18 protein-coding genes are annotated in these 14,319 nt (G+C 62.9%); 11 read left to right on the plus strand and 7 right to left on the minus strand.

Features of this window, described 5'->3' with window-relative positions; translation table 11 throughout:
* Nucleotides 1-38: 38 nt before the first annotated feature.
* Nucleotides 39-335: a hypothetical protein gene (locus AC1DYW_RS18630; protein WP_477227223.1), complete on the minus strand. Its 297-nt coding sequence runs from the start codon at nucleotides 333-335 to the stop codon at nucleotides 39-41.
* Here AC1DYW_RS18630 and AC1DYW_RS18635 point away from each other — a divergent pair.
* Complete coding sequence (locus AC1DYW_RS18635; protein ID WP_477227224.1) at nucleotides 335-1,855, plus strand: winged helix-turn-helix domain-containing protein; 1,521 nt, start codon at nucleotides 335-337, stop codon at nucleotides 1,853-1,855. The genes AC1DYW_RS18630 and AC1DYW_RS18635 overlap by 1 nt on opposite strands.
* Nucleotides 1,856-1,906: 51 nt before the next feature.
* Here the strand turns inward: AC1DYW_RS18635 and AC1DYW_RS18640 are convergent, their stop codons facing one another.
* On the minus strand, nucleotides 1,907-2,101 hold the full coding sequence (locus AC1DYW_RS18640; RefSeq protein ID WP_477227225.1) for a hypothetical protein: 195 nt from the start codon (nucleotides 2,099-2,101) through the stop codon (nucleotides 1,907-1,909).
* 68 nt (nucleotides 2,102-2,169) lie between these two features.
* Between AC1DYW_RS18640 and AC1DYW_RS18645 the strand changes: the two genes are divergently transcribed.
* The 3 genes from AC1DYW_RS18645 (at nucleotide 2,170) to AC1DYW_RS18655 (ending at nucleotide 4,398) form a co-directional block, all read left to right on the plus strand.
* On the plus strand, nucleotides 2,170-2,427 hold the full coding sequence (locus AC1DYW_RS18645) for a PepSY domain-containing protein (RefSeq protein ID WP_477227226.1): 258 nt from the start codon (nucleotides 2,170-2,172) through the stop codon (nucleotides 2,425-2,427).
* Nucleotides 2,428-3,144: 717 nt separating this feature from the next.
* Nucleotides 3,145-3,546: a hypothetical protein gene (locus AC1DYW_RS18650; protein ID WP_477227227.1), complete on the plus strand. Its 402-nt coding sequence runs from the start codon at nucleotides 3,145-3,147 to the stop codon at nucleotides 3,544-3,546.
* A gap of 366 nt (nucleotides 3,547-3,912) precedes the next feature.
* Nucleotides 3,913-4,398 (plus strand): hypothetical protein, encoded by a 486-nt coding sequence (locus AC1DYW_RS18655; RefSeq protein WP_167392387.1) that lies wholly within the window; start codon nucleotides 3,913-3,915, stop codon nucleotides 4,396-4,398.
* 45 nt (nucleotides 4,399-4,443) lie between these two features.
* Here the strand turns inward: AC1DYW_RS18655 and AC1DYW_RS18660 are convergent, their stop codons facing one another.
* Nucleotides 4,444-6,321, minus strand: a complete 1,878-nt coding sequence (locus AC1DYW_RS18660; RefSeq protein WP_477227228.1) for a L,D-transpeptidase family protein — start codon at nucleotides 6,319-6,321, stop codon at nucleotides 4,444-4,446.
* A gap of 212 nt (nucleotides 6,322-6,533) precedes the next feature.
* On the minus strand, nucleotides 6,534-7,280 hold the full coding sequence (locus AC1DYW_RS18665; protein WP_477227229.1) for a 3-oxoacyl-ACP reductase family protein: 747 nt from the start codon (nucleotides 7,278-7,280) through the stop codon (nucleotides 6,534-6,536).
* Between the two features lie 99 nt (nucleotides 7,281-7,379).
* Here AC1DYW_RS18665 and AC1DYW_RS18670 point away from each other — a divergent pair, with 99 nt between their 5' ends.
* Both AC1DYW_RS18670 and AC1DYW_RS18675 read left to right on the plus strand, forming a co-directional pair.
* Nucleotides 7,380-7,994: a TetR/AcrR family transcriptional regulator gene (locus tag AC1DYW_RS18670; RefSeq protein WP_477227230.1), complete on the plus strand. Its 615-nt coding sequence runs from the start codon at nucleotides 7,380-7,382 to the stop codon at nucleotides 7,992-7,994.
* Between the two features lie 58 nt (nucleotides 7,995-8,052).
* Nucleotides 8,053-8,448, plus strand: a complete 396-nt coding sequence (locus AC1DYW_RS18675; RefSeq protein WP_184874214.1) for a rhodanese-like domain-containing protein — start codon at nucleotides 8,053-8,055, stop codon at nucleotides 8,446-8,448.
* 13 nt (nucleotides 8,449-8,461) lie between these two features.
* Here AC1DYW_RS18675 and AC1DYW_RS18680 read toward each other — a convergent pair whose 3' ends face one another.
* The gene (locus AC1DYW_RS18680; protein ID WP_477227231.1) at nucleotides 8,462-9,373 is read right to left on the minus strand and encodes an alpha/beta hydrolase; all 912 of its coding nucleotides are present in this window, start codon (nucleotides 9,371-9,373) and stop codon (nucleotides 8,462-8,464) included.
* Between the two features lie 47 nt (nucleotides 9,374-9,420).
* On the opposite strand from AC1DYW_RS18680, the gene AC1DYW_RS18685 reads away from it, so the two are divergent.
* Nucleotides 9,421-9,873: a MarR family winged helix-turn-helix transcriptional regulator gene (locus tag AC1DYW_RS18685; RefSeq protein WP_378916515.1), complete on the plus strand. Its 453-nt coding sequence runs from the start codon at nucleotides 9,421-9,423 to the stop codon at nucleotides 9,871-9,873.
* Between the two features lie 132 nt (nucleotides 9,874-10,005).
* Here the strand turns inward: AC1DYW_RS18685 and AC1DYW_RS18690 are convergent, their stop codons facing one another.
* On the minus strand, nucleotides 10,006-10,617 hold the full coding sequence (locus tag AC1DYW_RS18690; RefSeq protein WP_095091539.1) for a pyridoxamine 5'-phosphate oxidase family protein: 612 nt from the start codon (nucleotides 10,615-10,617) through the stop codon (nucleotides 10,006-10,008).
* A gap of 66 nt (nucleotides 10,618-10,683) precedes the next feature.
* Nucleotides 10,684-11,037 (minus strand): gamma-butyrobetaine hydroxylase family protein, encoded by a 354-nt coding sequence (locus AC1DYW_RS18695; protein ID WP_095091538.1) that lies wholly within the window; start codon nucleotides 11,035-11,037, stop codon nucleotides 10,684-10,686.
* Nucleotides 11,038-11,236: 199 nt separating this feature from the next.
* Between AC1DYW_RS18695 and moaA the strand changes: the two genes are divergently transcribed.
* The 4 genes from moaA to AC1DYW_RS18715 all read left to right on the plus strand — a co-directional run bounded on the left by moaA (nucleotide 11,237) and on the right by AC1DYW_RS18715 (nucleotide 14,282).
* The gene (gene moaA / locus AC1DYW_RS18700; RefSeq protein WP_477227232.1) at nucleotides 11,237-12,232 is read left to right on the plus strand and encodes a GTP 3',8-cyclase MoaA; all 996 of its coding nucleotides are present in this window, start codon (nucleotides 11,237-11,239) and stop codon (nucleotides 12,230-12,232) included.
* 56 nt (nucleotides 12,233-12,288) lie between these two features.
* Nucleotides 12,289-12,762, plus strand: a complete 474-nt coding sequence (locus AC1DYW_RS18705; RefSeq protein WP_477227233.1) for a hypothetical protein — start codon at nucleotides 12,289-12,291, stop codon at nucleotides 12,760-12,762.
* Nucleotides 12,763-12,880: 118 nt separating this feature from the next.
* A complete protein-coding gene (locus AC1DYW_RS18710) occupies nucleotides 12,881-13,240 on the plus strand; it encodes a hypothetical protein (protein WP_095091535.1) in 360 nt (119 codons plus the stop codon).
* Nucleotides 13,241-13,361: 121 nt separating this feature from the next.
* Nucleotides 13,362-14,282, plus strand: coding sequence for a DMT family transporter (locus tag AC1DYW_RS18715; protein WP_477227234.1), 921 nt, complete (start codon nucleotides 13,362-13,364; stop codon nucleotides 14,280-14,282).
* The last annotated feature ends 37 nt before the right edge of the window (nucleotides 14,283-14,319 follow it).

Raw genomic sequence — 14,319 nt, forward strand, 5'->3', positions numbered from 1 at the left:
CAGCAGAATTTCAGAAATCTTCCGGTACGCGGCCGTTCCTAGGCTGCATTGTTCTGAAGAACGAACCGGATGAGGTCGAACATGTCGCTGAATGAGAACATGCGCCAAGCCGCCCGGCAGGAACTGCTGGAATTTGCGTCCAGCGTCATGGTTGGGTCGCCTTGTGCGCCCATGCCTGGAACAATGTTCGAAATGCTGGAGATCATCGCCGTGGAGAGGCGGATGACTTCCAGCCAAGGTGAAGGCAGATCAAATTCCTCTGATCGCTTGACGTCCGCGCCGATTGAGACCCCAATCAGGCTGCGTTTGGTCGAGCTGGTCAGATCGGCATTCAATGTCGCAAGAAAACGATGGGCCCATACTGGCACTTGGCAGTTGCGAGCTTGATCTTGCCCGCGGGCTGCTTGTCCGCGATGGGAAACCCGTTGCTCTGCGCTGCAAGGCGTTTGATCTGCTAACTTACCTCAGCAGGAATGTCGGGCGTGTCGCGACCAAGTCTGAACTGATGTCAGCGGTATGGCCCGATGTGTTCGTGACCGAGGACTCACTGACGCAGGCGGTCAGGGAGTTGCGAAAGGCGCTGCAGGACGAAAGCCAAACCATTATCCGCACGGTTGCCAAACGCGGCTACGTCCTCTCTCTTCCCGATACGCCAAGACAAGAACGCTCTGGACAGCCGAGCGTTGCGGTACTGCGCTTCAGCAATGAAGGTGCGCCGGACGACTCCCCTTTGGTCGACGGTTTCGCCGAGGACATTGTCAATGCGTTGGCTCGCTTCGGAACGGTCGTTGTGCTGGCGCGCAATTCCGGATTTGCATTTGTCTCGGATTCCGCTTCCGATTGGCGTGCCGTTGGCGACAGCCTCGGCGCAACCTATCTGGTCCGCGGCAGGGCGACGACCCGCGCAGACGGCATGCGGGTCACCGTCAGTCTCATGACCGCTTCGACGGGTGAAGTCCTCTGGAGCGATACGTTTTCTGCTTCGGGCGGCCAGATCTTCGACATGCAGGAAGAAATCGCCAGCCGTGTGGTGAATCGGCTGGTCGCTCGGCTTGACGACGCGGGTATCAAGCAGGCAACTCCGAAGCCTCCCGATAGCCTGGCCGCATATGAGCTTGTCCTGCGTGGACTGGCCCGGCTGCGCGGTTATGGCGATGACGACAATCAGGCCGCGCGCGATCTCTTTCAGGCTGCGGTCGACAAGGACCCGACCTATGCTTTGGCGCATTCCTACACCGCGCTCGCCGATCTCATTATCGGTGGCTATGCCGAGGCATCCTCGGCGTTGCTTGCTTCATTGATCGACCGCGCGGAGTGTGCGGTGACCCTGGCGCCGGAAGAGCCACGCTGCCATCGCGTGCTTGCCCAGGCCTTGATCTCTGCCCGTCGGTTCGAAGCGGCCGAACATCACCTTCAACGCGCGTTCGACCTCAATCCATATGACGCCGATACGATTGCGCAAATGGGGTACTTGCTCACGATGAGAGGCAGGCCGCTTGAAGCACTCGCGGCGATTGACAGTGCGATACGGATCAACCCGATCCATCCTGATTGGTACCACTATGATCGCGCCATCGCCCAATACTCGGCGGGAGATTACAAGGCAGCGCTTGTCAGCATGTCCAAGGTCCCCCCGAGGACCCCCTGGCGACTGGCAAGGCTGGCGGGGTGTCACGCTCAACTCGGCGAACTGAAGGAAGCTCAGCGCATTATGGCAGAGGTCAAGCGGATAGCGCCTGATTACTCGCCACTTGAGTTTGCGCAAACCGGAATCGCCTTCGAACATGCGAGTGATGCTGAACACCTCATTGCCGGCGTCGCCAAGGCACTCGCAGCCTATGAGGACCAAGGCTAGGGCCGCCACCCGGGCCTGCTTTCCTCAACATCGCAATCCAATGCAACAGAGCTAGCAGCTGCAGTCCGCCCCTTCGCCGCCAAAATTCTTCTGGGCGAAATTCAGGGCGCTGCTGTAGCTCGTATAGCTCTGGAACTGACAGACGTCGGAGCCGTTCCGCACCTTCATCTGTTCGAGATCCCAGAACGAAACCTCGATGCGGTCGTCGGCGCAATAGACCGTGTAGCGTTCAGGTTCCAGCGCCACGCACTTCAGCTGCGGAACAAACCGGCATGGCAGCGAGTTTCCGTCCGACGAAACCTTGAGGGAAAGCCATGTCCAGATTTCTGCTGGCGACAAGCGTCGCCGTCCTTCTCGCCGGCGGGCCGGCCTTTGCCGCGGACGAGCCCCTGTTGCCGCCGCCCAACGCCAAGAAACTGTCGGAGATCCTCGCCAAGGTCGAGAAGCGCGACGGCTTTCGCTATGTCAAGGAAGTCGACTGGGACAGCGGCGCCTACGTCGTCACCTACTACACATCCGACAAGGCCAAGGTCGAAATCACCTACGATCCCGTGACCGCCGAGCCAGAATAGAGTGCGTCGGCACGCGCCTTGAATTTAGTTCTATTGGTCTTTCCTAGCGCTGGCGCCGCCCCTCACCTGCCTGCCGGCATCCTCTCCCCGTATAGTGACGGGGAGAGGGGCGCTCTCATCGCCGATTTCGCCAATCACCAGCGTCGCCAGAATGGCGCTGAGGTTGCGGCCAGCCCCTTCTCCCCGTCACTATACGGGGAGAAGTGCCCGGCAGGGCGATGAGGGGCGGCGCCGATTTCGGCGATGGTGGTCTCCGCCATAAGTCGAACTGTCATTGGCCTGAAGCGATTGCCTGGCCTCGCCCAAAATTGTCCATTCTTGAGGTATGACATGCATGCCAGGGCGTGGGCCGCGCCTTGGGCAATCGTGGCTTGGGGGCAATAATGCGATCTTCCGTTCTAACCCGTCGTCTGGCCGTGCTGGCCATCATTCTGGCCGGCGGCATCCTTGGGGCCGCGCCGGCGCGGGCCGATGGGCCATCCTTCGACTGCGCCAAGGCAAGCCTGCCGGCGGAAAAGGCGATCTGCGCCGATCCGCAGCTGTCGGCCATCGACCTGTTGGTCGCCAAGGCGTTCAAGGATTTCGAGCCGGCATTCGGCGGCGACAAGCGCAGGATCGCCCGCGGGTTGAATGCCGACCGCAATGCCTGCAAGAGCGACACCGCCTGCATCGTCAGCGCGCTGAACAACGCGCTGCTATGGCGCCGCGCCGCCATGGGTGCAGGACTACAACATCGCGCTGATCGGCAAGAAGGCGCTGGAAGCCGCGGCGCGAAACCCGAAAGAGACCGATCAGCCGCTGCCCTCGGCAATCGGCCAATGCGCCTCCACCCATATCAAGACGCTGACCACGCGGCTTGGCGACGATCCGCTGGAAACGGCGAACCCGGATGGCGGCAGCGCCGCGACATTCACCAATGACGGCGGCGCCGTCTCCTACGATCGCGACCCTGGCCTGGCCGCCTCGAAGGTCGGCGACGCGGCCGTCATGTGTCTGATCTCGATTCCCAGGGACTGCCCCAAGCACGATGAGCGCGGCCGCGTCTACTACGGCATCGATCTCGCCATCAAGGCGTCATGGGCGCTGCCGGACTCGGAGCATATGTGCGGCGGCGCCTGAATTGCCGCTTCGTTGTTCCGCGTGGCGCTGCCCCTCACCAGCCAGAGGGGCGTTCTCATCGCCGGTTTCGCCCATCACCAGCGTTGCAAGACGAGCGCCGTCGTTGCGGTCAGCCTCTTCTCCCCGTCACTACACGGGGGGTTGAGGAGTGGTCCGCGTAGCGGACGAAAAGCCAATTGCTTGGCTTTTCGAACGACGAACGCCCGGCAGGGCGATGAGGGGCGGCGCCGACCTCCGCAATTGGTGGTCTCCACCGCAAGTCGAGCTTGTCATTGGTCTGGAGCGACCACCTGCACCATCCTGCCCCTCCCCTTGCGTCAGTCTCGCTTTGATGGCTGACTGCGGCCCATAGGCGCCGCATGGGGGATGGGCATGGCGACGGCGAAGCACGTGCTGAAGCGCATTTTGATGATGTTGGCCGGCTACCTCGTATCGGTGCTGGTCGGCTTGATCGCTGTCGTGGCGATCTATGCCGCGCTCAGTTCCCTACCCAACGCGCCCGCCTATTTCGACGTCATGGGCGTCTCACCGATCGCCGTCCTTGTGGTTCCGCCGCTCGGCATGTTCGTCTATTTCCTGACGATTGTCGTGACCGCACTGCAGACGCTCATCTTCGCGCTGATCGCCGAACTCTTCTCGTTGCGCAATTTCCTGCTGCACATGTTTTTCGGTGCCGCGGCCGCCGCCGGCGGGTTCTTCCTGATCTGGCCAAGTTCAGCGGAGGACATGGACCCCGAGCGCTGGGCCGACATCGGCATCATCGCCGCGGCCGGCCTTGTCGCCGGTTTGGTGTACTGGCTGATCGCCGGACGCGACGCCGGTTTCCGCCGCCCGCTGTTTGAGCTCGGCTGAAACTGTTTCAGCCGACACGCTCTAGAAACCGAAAACGGCCGTTGCTCAACTCGACGGCGAGCGCACCGCCTCGGTGGCATCCAATGCCTGCTTGAGCCGCGTGTCGCGATCGTAGACGTCGCCGAAATATTCGACCTTGCCGGACATATCCGGCCAGGCGGTGAAATAGGCGACGTAGACCGGGATCTTGCGCGTCACGTCCTCGGTCGAATGCCCGTGCTTCAGCTTCTCGGCGATGTCGTCGACCGAAGTGCCGAGCACGGCGGCGGCCATGCCGCGCGGATCCTGCAGCCGCACGCAGCCATGGCTGAGCGCACGCATATCCTGGTTGAAGAACGATTTCTGCGGCGTGTCGTGCATGTAGATCGCGTGCTTGTTGGGGAACAGGATCTTCAGCTCGCCCAGCGCATTGGCTTCGCTCGGCTGCTGGCGCACGCTGTAGGGAATGTTGGCGCCATACGCGCCCCAGTCGACCGCAGACGAAGGGATGCGCTTGCCGCGCGAATCGGTGACCTCATAGCCGGCCCGGTCGAGATAGCCGGGATCGCTGCGCAGCCGGGGCAGCATCTCGTTGACGATGATCGACTGCGGCACGCCCCAATAGGGATGGAAGTCGACCTGCTTGATCTGGTTGTAGAAGAAGGCGGTCTGGTTGGTGGTCCGGCCGACAACGACACGCGTCTTCAGCTTTTCCTCGCCATTGTCGATGTAGCTCGCGGTGAAGGCCGGCTGGTTGATGAAGACACGCGGGCTGCCGAGATCGGAAGGCAGCCAGCGCAGTTCCTCCAGCGCCACCTCAACCTTCAGCAGCCTGTCGGCCTTCGACGTTCCGGCCAGCGTCGCGACGGTGCGCGGTCCGATGACGCCGTCGCCCTTCATGCCGGCTTTCTTCTGCACGGCTTCGATCACCGGAACCAGTTCCGGGACATAGACGTCGCTGGTGGCCAGCCTCGCCAGGGTCTCGCCATAGGCGCCACCCATCTCGTCATCGAGATTGCGGGCGATCAGGGTCAGCAGCTTCGGCAGTTCGGGACTGGTTTCGCCCGGCTTCAGCAACAGCTTGGGGTCGACGACGATCTCGTTCTCGGCGCTGGCCTGCAGCGCTTCCAGCTCGACGCGCAGCGCCTGGTATTCCGCATTCTGCGGATGCCGCGATTCGAGGTAGGTGCGCACCTCCTGTGTATGCGCCAGCGTTTTCAATACGCCTTGCAAGTCGAGCGGCTTGGCCGGGAAATCATAGTAGCCGGTCATGCGGTTGGGCTCGACGCGGCCGCTCTGGGCATCATGGGCATAGCGCAGCACGCGGGCCGAGAGCGCCATCTCGAAGCGGACGAGCTCTTTCAGCTGTGCATTGGCGTCGGCCGGCGAGGCGCTGGCGGCAGGCACGTTGACCGTGTAGTCGGCCGGCTCGAGGCCGTAGCTCGCTGCCTCGCCCAGCACCCGCACCGCATCCTGCGCGCGGCTGTTGAGGCCCGTGCCGGTGACCCAGATGAAATCCGGATTGGCCGAGTAGTAGGCGATCAGCGCCTTGGCGATATCGGGCTCGGCATAGAGTTCGTAGTCGCTCAAGCCGGCAATCGCGTCGTGGAACGCAGCCCCCGTGGCTGAAGGCACGAAAGCGGCATCCTGCGGGGCCGCCGGCATTGGCGCCGCGGCCAGCGCCGAAAAGTCGATGCGCACCAGCCGATCGGCCTTGTAGGTGTAGTAGGACGGGCTGCTGATTTTTACGCCGCCACCACCCGGCACTTTCGGCTTGTGCTTGGGCGGCGCGGGTGGAAACTCACCTTGCGGCTCGTGCCTGACGCCACCTCCGAAAAGCATGTCGAAGAGCCCTTGCGCGCCTGCCTGTGGCACACCGAAGGCCAGCGTTGCCGAGATCGCCACCAGCGGCATCACGGTTGCTTTGTTTCGGAGGAATTTCATGAATCACCCGCCCGGTTGTACCCGGTTCCCGTTCCGCACCGTTAAGACGATCTCGCTCACCGCATGGCGGATGTAAGGCGCGACTATACTGATTCATACTGATTTCGTTAAGCTTCCATAAATTTTGGAAGGCTTGTTGCAGAACGGTTTCACAACATCGTGACGGCCGAAGCGGGGTGTCTCCGCTCCGGCCGGGGGAAATCCTCCGGGGATCAGGCGTTGGCGCCGCCGTCGATGGTCAGCGCGGCGCCGGTGACGAATCGGCCCTCCGGCCCCGCGAGCCAGGCGACCATGCCGGCAATGTCTTCGGCTTTGCCAAAGCGCGGCGTTGCCATCTTCTGGCGCTGGTGTTCGGCGTGCGGGCCATCGGCCGGATTCATGTCGGTGTCGGTCGAACCGGGGTGGACGACATTGGCGGTGATGCCGCGCGGGCCGAGGTCGCGCGCCAAGGCCTTGGTCAGGCCGACGAGCGCGGCCTTGCTGGCCGAATAGGCGCCAAGACTTGTGTCGGTCACCCGCTCGGCAAGATTGCTGCCGATCGAGATGATCCTGCCGCCCTCTCCCATATGCACTGCCGCCGCCTTCGAGGCGATGAACGGCGCCCTGAGATTGATCGACATGGTCTCGTCGAAATCGGCGAGCGACAAGGTATCGATGGGTGCGGCACGCCAGATGCCGGCGCTGTTGACCAGGATGTCGAGCCGGCCGAACGCGGCCACGGCGTCTTCGACGGCCTTGTCTATGGCCGCTGCGTCGCGGTTGTCGGCCTTGATGGCGATGGCGTGGCCGCCCTTGGCCTCTATCTCGGCAACGACCGAGCGGGCCTGCTCCTCGCCATGCACATAGGTCAGCGCGACACTGGCGCCGTCGGCGGCAAGCCGTCGCGCAATCGCCGCACCGATGCCGCGACTGCCGCCGGTGACGAGCGCGGCCTTGCCGTTCAAGCTGTTGGATGACATTTGGTTCTCCTTTTTGTAATGATCGATACATAAATAACTGTCAGCCTTGCCCGGCCGCGTCAACTGAATTATGTATCGATCAACACAGAAAAGAGCGTCATGTCGGAACGAGGCCGCCCCCGCACCTTCGATCGAACCGCAGCCCTGCACCGCGCGATGGAGGTTTTTTGGGCTCGCGGTTACGAAGGCGCATCGATGAGCGAGCTGACCGCCGCCATGGGCATCAACTCGCCCAGCCTCTACGCCGCCTTCGGCAGCAAGGAGGCGCTGTTCCTCGAGGCGACCGATTTCTATTCGCGCACCGAGGGTGCCGACATCTGGCTGGCGCTTGAGGAAGCGCCGACCGCGCGTCAGGCGATCGAACAATTTCTATGCCTCACGGCGAAAGCCTACGCGCAGACCGATCGCCCGCAGGGCTGCCTGATAACGCTCGGCGCTTTGCATCAGGACTCCAGCCGCGGCGCCATCTGCGACGATCTGCGCCGTCGGCGCGCCGAAAATCATGCCGCCCTGCGCACGCGTCTCGAACGCAGCGTTGCCGAAGGCGAACTGCCTGCGAGCTTCGACTGCAGCGCTGCCGCCACCTTCTACGCTACAGTCCAGCACGGCATGTCGATCCAGGCCCGCGACGGCGCCTCGCATTCGGCGCTTCTGGCAACCGTGGCCGGCGCGATGGCGGCGTGGCAGACGATGGCCGGCACGGACAGAGCGTGACAAACGCCGGCCATTGTGCTGCAAATCCAGACAGCCAGCCGGTCGGGAGGACAAGCCTGTGAAAAAAGGGTATCGCGAACTGCTGGATGAGGCGAATGCCGAGATCGAGGTGGTGTCGCCGGAGGAAGCGGCCGGGCTGCTTGACGATGAAGACACCATCTTCGTCGACCTGCGCGATCCGCGCGAGGTCGAACGCGACGGCAGGATTCCCGGCGCCAAGCATGTCACCCGCGGCATGCTGGAATTCTGGATCGACCCCGAAAGCCCCTATCACAAGCCGTTCTTCGCTTCGGGGAAGAGCTTCGTCTTCTTCTGCGCCGGCGGCTGGCGCTCGGCGCTGGCCACCAAGACGGCGCAGGACATGGGACTATCGCCGGTCAAGCACATCCTTGGCGGCTACACCGCCTGGAAGGCGGCCGGACTGCCGGTCGAGCCCGGCGGGAAGAAGAAATAGCCTCGATGGCCGTTCAGTGCAGCAGCGACGGCTCGCGATGCTCGCCGACGAAACCGACCGCGCGTCCGACCACGCCCTTGTCGGCAAGGATGCGGCGGTGGCCGAGCCCGTCGGCCCAGTAGAGCCGCACATGGCCGCCGGCGCCGGCATAGCGTGTTGCATGGTCGGCCGGAACTTCACGGTCGTCCGGTGCGTGGATGACCAGGGTCGGCACCGGCGCATCGGCGAGCTGGCGGTCGCCGGTGAATTCGTGCAGCGGCCGGCCGGAAAGATGTTCGACACGGTCCGCCATGGCGGCCTGCGAGCGAGGTCCGACATTGAGCATGCGGCTGAAGTCGGCGAAGATCGCCGGCAAGGAACTGGGCGCCGCGATCAGCACCAGGCGTCCGGCCACCAGCGGCGGGATGTTCTTGACCGAACCGGCGAGGGCATTGGCGGCGACGGCGCCACCGAAGGAATGGCCGACAACAGCCACGAATGGGCCGAACCATTCGCCGGCGACCCGAACCGCATCCACGGCATTGACCATGTTCAGCCGTCGGCCCTGCGACTGGCCGTGGCCAGGCAGGTCAAGCGAAACCACCCTGTAGCCGGCCGCGCGATACCCTTCGATCAGCGCACGCATATATTCGGTGCGAGAACGCCAGCCATGCACGACAAGCACCGTGCCGGCGGCCGCCCTGCCCGGCTCCGGCCGGAATTCGTGCACCATGACGCAGCCGGTCTCGGTCTTCAGCCGGTGATGGCGTGCCTCGGTCATGAACGCAGCCGCACGGTCCACGGCGCGGCGCTCGCCATCGCTGAGCGCCTTCACATTCGGCGTGCGGCAGAACAGTTCGAAAGCCGCGCGTCCGGTCAGGCGCGGCGCAATACGCTCAGCCGCACCAAACACCCGCCGGATGACCTTCAGCCCGATTGATGCCATAGTGAGAATCCATCCATACGTTCAAGCATGAACATAATAGTTCAAAGATGAACAATAAACAAGAGTTACCTTGGGACAACCCGCGTTTTCGCAACTGGGTCGCGGTGGCGCGCGCCTGCCATGTGCTTGAACGCACGCTGGCGACGAAACTGGCGCCGCTCGACCTGAAGCCGGCGCAGCTCGACGTGCTGATGAACCTCTATCGCCACCCCGGCATGTCGCAGCACGACCTTGCCCGCAAGCTGCTCGTCGGCCGCTCCAACATCACAATGCTCCTGCCGCAGCTGGAGGCGCGTGGCCTGCTGCGCCGCGAAGGCGACGAGAAGGACAAGCGCATCCTGCGGCTTGCACTGACCGAAGCCGGCGAGGCGCTGCTGATGCAGGCGCTGAAAGTGCACATGGCGCTGATCGAGAAGGCGATGAGCCAGTCGACACCGGAACAATGCGACATGATCGGCGAGCAGATGCGCAAGATCTATGATGTGCTGAAAGACGCCTAGAGCCGGATGATTTCAGGTCGGATCGACCTGAAATCTGAATCCGCCTCTAAATCAAAGAGATCGAGCATGATGTCGTCCGAAAACCGCTTCACACTTTTCGGCATCATGCTCTAGCCCTTTCAGCCCCGAAACCTACCACATCGTCTTCTTCGCCCGCTCCGGCCATTCCTTGTCGTAGGTCTCGCCGTCGATGTTCCTGCGGCTGGTGATTTCCAGGATCTGTCCGGGCGTCGGCAGCGACTTCGGGTCGACATGCCTCGCCGGGTTCCACAGCTCGGAGCGGACAATGGCGCGGGCGCATTGGAAGTAGACCGTATCGATATCGACGACAGTGACCGAGCGCGCCGCCTTGCCGTCTACGGTGAACGACGCGCACAGCGCTGTATCCGTCGTGATATGGGCCCGACCGTTGATGCGCAGCGTCGTGCCGGAGCCCGGCACGAGAAACAAAAGACCGACGCGCGGGTCGCGGATGATGTTTTTCAGCGAATCGGCGCGGTTGTTGCCACGACGGTCCGGCATCATCAGCGTTTTGGGATCAACGATGCGCACGAAACCGGCGAGATCGCCGCGCGGCGAACAGTCCAGGCCCTCCGGTCCGCTGGTTGCCAGCGCAACGAAGGGTGAGGCCTCGATGAAGGCTGCGTATTCCGGAATGACGTGATCGAGTTCCTTGACCAACGAAGCCTCGCCTGGAACGCCATAGAGCGCCTCGAGCTGCTCGACCGTGGTGATGACCGACATCTTCCTCGTCTCCAAACCTTTGCCGGCGCTACCCCACATCGATGACGTTTTGACGACAGCGACGGCCTAGCGGTCCCGGCTCAAGCCCTTTTCCGCAAGCTCGGCGAGATAGGCATTCCAGCGCTCGTCCTTTTCGTGGCCGAGCGTGTGCAGGTAATTCCAGGTGAAGATGCCGGTGTCGTGGAAATCATCGAAGGTGATGCGCACCGCGTAGTTGCCGACCGGCTCGATCTTCAGGATCGCCACATTGCGCTTGCCGGGGACCGTCACCCGTTGGTCCGGCGAATGGCCCTGCACTTCGGCCGATGGCGAAGCGACACGCAACAGCTCCGCCGGCAGTTCGAACGGCCGATGATCGGGAAAGGTGACCGACAGCAGTTTGCGGTCCTTCGAGACCCGGAGTTCCCTGGGTGCGGTCATGATGTTCGATCCCGTGGCAATCCACCCTTCCCTACGCTGCTTCGCCGGAAGGGAAAAGGCCGTTGAGGTGAGCCGACATGCGATGTCGGCCAGGGAATGTTACCAAAGATCGAGAAGCGGTATCTTGAATGGCAGGCCGGATCGTATCACATAGCGGTATATAACGATGCCGCTCACGGCCACGGGAATTGCTTGAAGCATGGACATGATCGATCCTTTTGGGCGCACCATCAGCTATCTCAGGGTGTCGGTCACCGACCGCTGCGACTTCCGCTGCACCTATTGCATGGCCGAGGACATGGCCTTCCTGCCGAAGAAGGACCTGCTGTCGCTGGAAGAACTCGACCGGCTGTGCACCGTCTTCATCGAAAAAGGCGTCAGGAAACTGCGCCTCACCGGCGGCGAGCCGCTGGTTCGCAAGAACATCATGCACCTCGTGCGCCAGCTGTCGCGGCATCTCAAAAGCGGCGCGCTGGAAGAATTGACGCTGACCACCAACGGCTCGCAGCTGTCGCGCTTCGCCGCCGAGCTCGCCGATTGCGGCGTCAAGCGCATCAACGTCTCGCTCGACACGCTCGATGCCGACAAGTTCCACAAGATCACCCGCTGGGGCCATCTCGACAAGGTCATGCAAGGCATTGATGCAGCACTTGCGGCCGGGCTGAAGGTCAAGCTCAACGCGGTGGCGCTGCGCGATTTCAACGACGCCGAACTGCCCGACATGATGCGCTGGGCGCATGGCCGCGGCATGGACCTGACGGTCATCGAAACCATGCCGATGGGCGAGATCGATGCCGACCGCACCGACCAGTACCTGCCGCTGTCGCTGCTGCGTGCGTCGCTGGAACGCCAGTTCTCGCTGGCCGACATTCCCTTCAAGACCGGCGGCCCGGCCCGCTACGTGCATGTCGCCGAGACCGGCGGACGGCTCGGCTTCATCACGCCGATGACGCATAATTTCTGCGAAAGCTGCAACCGCGTCCGGCTGACCTGCACCGGCACGCTCTATATGTGCCTCGGCCAGGAGGATGCCGCCGACCTGCGCGCGCCCTTGCGTGCGTCCGAAGGCAACGAGCTGGTTGCCGAGGCCATCGACGAAGCGATCGGCCGCAAGCCGAAGGGCCATGACTTCATCATCGACCGCCGCACCAGCCGGCCCTCCGTTTCGCGGCACATGAGCGTCACCGGCGGCTGATCTTTGCGCGAAATTCATGCAGGATCGCCTCCGGGTCATTGGCTTCGAGGCGGGATATGCTGAGTCGTTCGTCATTTCTGGCGGTTATCGCAACAATTGCAGCGACAAACGCCATTGCCGCGCCATTCACTTACACCAATGAGCGCTTCGGCACCGTCTGCACCTTTCCCGACGACATCTTCACCGACCGCCAGCCCGAGCCTGACAATGGCGACGGACAGGCATGGCTGAGTGCCGACGGCGCCAGCCTGATCTGCTCGGGCATCCTCAACGTCGACGACGACACGCCCAAAGGGTTCGTCGCGGCTGAGAACGCCAGCGATGAACCCGGCTACAAGGTCACCTACAGCAAGGCCGGCAAGGACTGGGCGGTGCTGTCGGGCTTGAAGGATGGAAAGATCTTTTACGAGCGACGCCTGTTCGGCCGGGATGGCGTCATCCGAACGGTCTGGATCGATTACCCGCCGGCCCTGAAATCGAAATACGATCCGCTGGTCGGCGCCATCGCCGGCAGCCTCAAGGGACCATGAGCATTTTCGGCCACACCGTGGACAAATCTCCGCACGCGAATGTTCGCCTGATTTACCGGTGGCGTTTTCCCGCTTAGCCTCCGTCTCGTAGCGGTCTTTCGCTCCGGGGGAATACACCATGCGCAAACTTCTTCTTTCGTTCGCATTGCTTGGCCTCGCCACCTTGCCCGCTGCGGCCCAGTCGATCGGCGGCACGTATACGGTCGCCGGCACCAATTTCGACGGCTCTGCCTATGGTGGCGAAGCCACCATCACGCTGACCAGCGGGACAACCTGCGCGATCCATTGGGAGACGGGCGGCTCGTCCTCGGACGGTATCTGCATGCGCAACGACGACGCCTTCTCGGCCGGCTATGTGATGGGCAAGGACATCGGGCTTGTCGTCTACAAGGTCGAGGATGACGGGTCGCTGCACGGCCTGTGGACGATCGCCGGCAAGGAAGGCAACGGCACCGAAATTCTGACGCCGAAGAAATAAGGTCTGCCGCCATGGCAGCCGATATTCTGGGCACCGGACAATCCTGTGGCCCAGCCCTTTGCTGTTGCTGTTTCATGCCCGACTGCTACAGGCTTTAAGCAAAGCAGAGCCGGTAGTCATCTTGCCCCTTTCTCCAAACCTTCGCGGCGCGTTGTTCATGGTGGTGGCGATGGCCGGCTTCACCCTCAACGACGCCATCACCAAATACTCGTCGCAATCGATGAACATGGCGCAAGTCATGCTGATCAGGGGAGCGTTTGCCACCCTGTTCGTCGGCTCGCTTGCCTGGCAGCGCGGTGCCCTCGTTCGGCTACGCTCGATGCTCGAGCCAATGGTGGCGCTGCGCGTCCTCGGCGAAGCCGGCGGCACGGTGACGTTCCTGATCGCGCTCGCCCATTTGCCTATCGCCAGTGTCTCGGCTGTCCTCCAGGCGTTGCCGCTGGCGGTGACGATGGGCGCGGCACTGGTCTTCAACGAGGGCGTCGGTTGGCGGCGCTGGCTGGCCATCGCCATCGGATTTGCCGGTGTGCTGGTCATCGTGCGGCCAGGTTTCGAGGGGTTCAGCGTCTACTCGCTGGTGGCGCTGGCCTGCGTTGCCTGTTGTGCGGTACGCGATCTTGCCACCAAGCGGATTCCCAAGGCCATTCCGACGCTGCTGGTGTCGACCGCCACCGCGTTTGCCATGACAATCCTGGGAGCCGCGTTGCTTTCGCCGATGGGGGGCTGGACGCCGATGACGGGAAACACCACCGCCTTGTTGGCGCTCGCCGCGGTGCTGGTGCTCATCGGCTACCAGTTCATCATCATGGCGATGCGGGCGGGCGACATCTCCTTCATCGCGCCGTTCCGCTACACGGCCCTGATCTGGTCGATCCTGCTTGGCCTGTTCGTCTTCGCCGACATTCCTGACCTGCCGATGATCGTCGGCGCAACGATCATCATCGGCTCCGGCCTCTATGCGCTTTACCGCGAGCGAGTGGTCGGCCGGCGTAAGATCGTTGCCGAGAGCACCGGGCCAAGCATGGTCCCGGATGGAATCTAGCCGGCTCTTGTGATTTCCGACGGCTGGCGTACAGGCT

It is taken from the genome of Mesorhizobium sp. P2_D5, assembly GCF_056404355.1.

Excerpts from the sequence above, each read along its gene's own strand:
- moaA (WP_477227232.1), top strand. The coding sequence starts at position 11,237 with ATGGACATGATCGATCCTTTTGGGCGCACCATCAGCTATCTCAGGGTG.
- AC1DYW_RS18655 (WP_167392387.1), top strand. The coding sequence starts at position 3,913 with ATGGGCATGGCGACGGCGAAGCACGTGCTGAAGCGCATTTTGATGATG.
- AC1DYW_RS18695 (WP_095091538.1), bottom strand. The coding sequence starts at position 11,037 with ATGACCGCACCCAGGGAACTCCGGGTCTCGAAGGACCGCAAACTGCTG.
- AC1DYW_RS18670 (WP_477227230.1), top strand. The coding sequence starts at position 7,380 with ATGTCGGAACGAGGCCGCCCCCGCACCTTCGATCGAACCGCAGCCCTG.
- AC1DYW_RS18645 (WP_477227226.1), top strand. The coding sequence starts at position 2,170 with ATGTCCAGATTTCTGCTGGCGACAAGCGTCGCCGTCCTTCTCGCCGGC.
- AC1DYW_RS18710 (WP_095091535.1), top strand. The coding sequence starts at position 12,881 with ATGCGCAAACTTCTTCTTTCGTTCGCATTGCTTGGCCTCGCCACCTTG.
- AC1DYW_RS18660 (WP_477227228.1), bottom strand. The coding sequence starts at position 6,321 with ATGAAATTCCTCCGAAACAAAGCAACCGTGATGCCGCTGGTGGCGATC.
- AC1DYW_RS18680 (WP_477227231.1), bottom strand. The coding sequence starts at position 9,373 with ATGGCATCAATCGGGCTGAAGGTCATCCGGCGGGTGTTTGGTGCGGCT.
- AC1DYW_RS18635 (WP_477227224.1), top strand. The coding sequence starts at position 335 with ATGTCGCAAGAAAACGATGGGCCCATACTGGCACTTGGCAGTTGCGAG.
- AC1DYW_RS18685 (WP_378916515.1), top strand. The coding sequence starts at position 9,421 with ATGAACAATAAACAAGAGTTACCTTGGGACAACCCGCGTTTTCGCAAC.
- AC1DYW_RS18705 (WP_477227233.1), top strand. The coding sequence starts at position 12,289 with ATGCTGAGTCGTTCGTCATTTCTGGCGGTTATCGCAACAATTGCAGCG.
- AC1DYW_RS18690 (WP_095091539.1), bottom strand. The coding sequence starts at position 10,617 with ATGTCGGTCATCACCACGGTCGAGCAGCTCGAGGCGCTCTATGGCGTT.
- AC1DYW_RS18665 (WP_477227229.1), bottom strand. The coding sequence starts at position 7,280 with ATGTCATCCAACAGCTTGAACGGCAAGGCCGCGCTCGTCACCGGCGGC.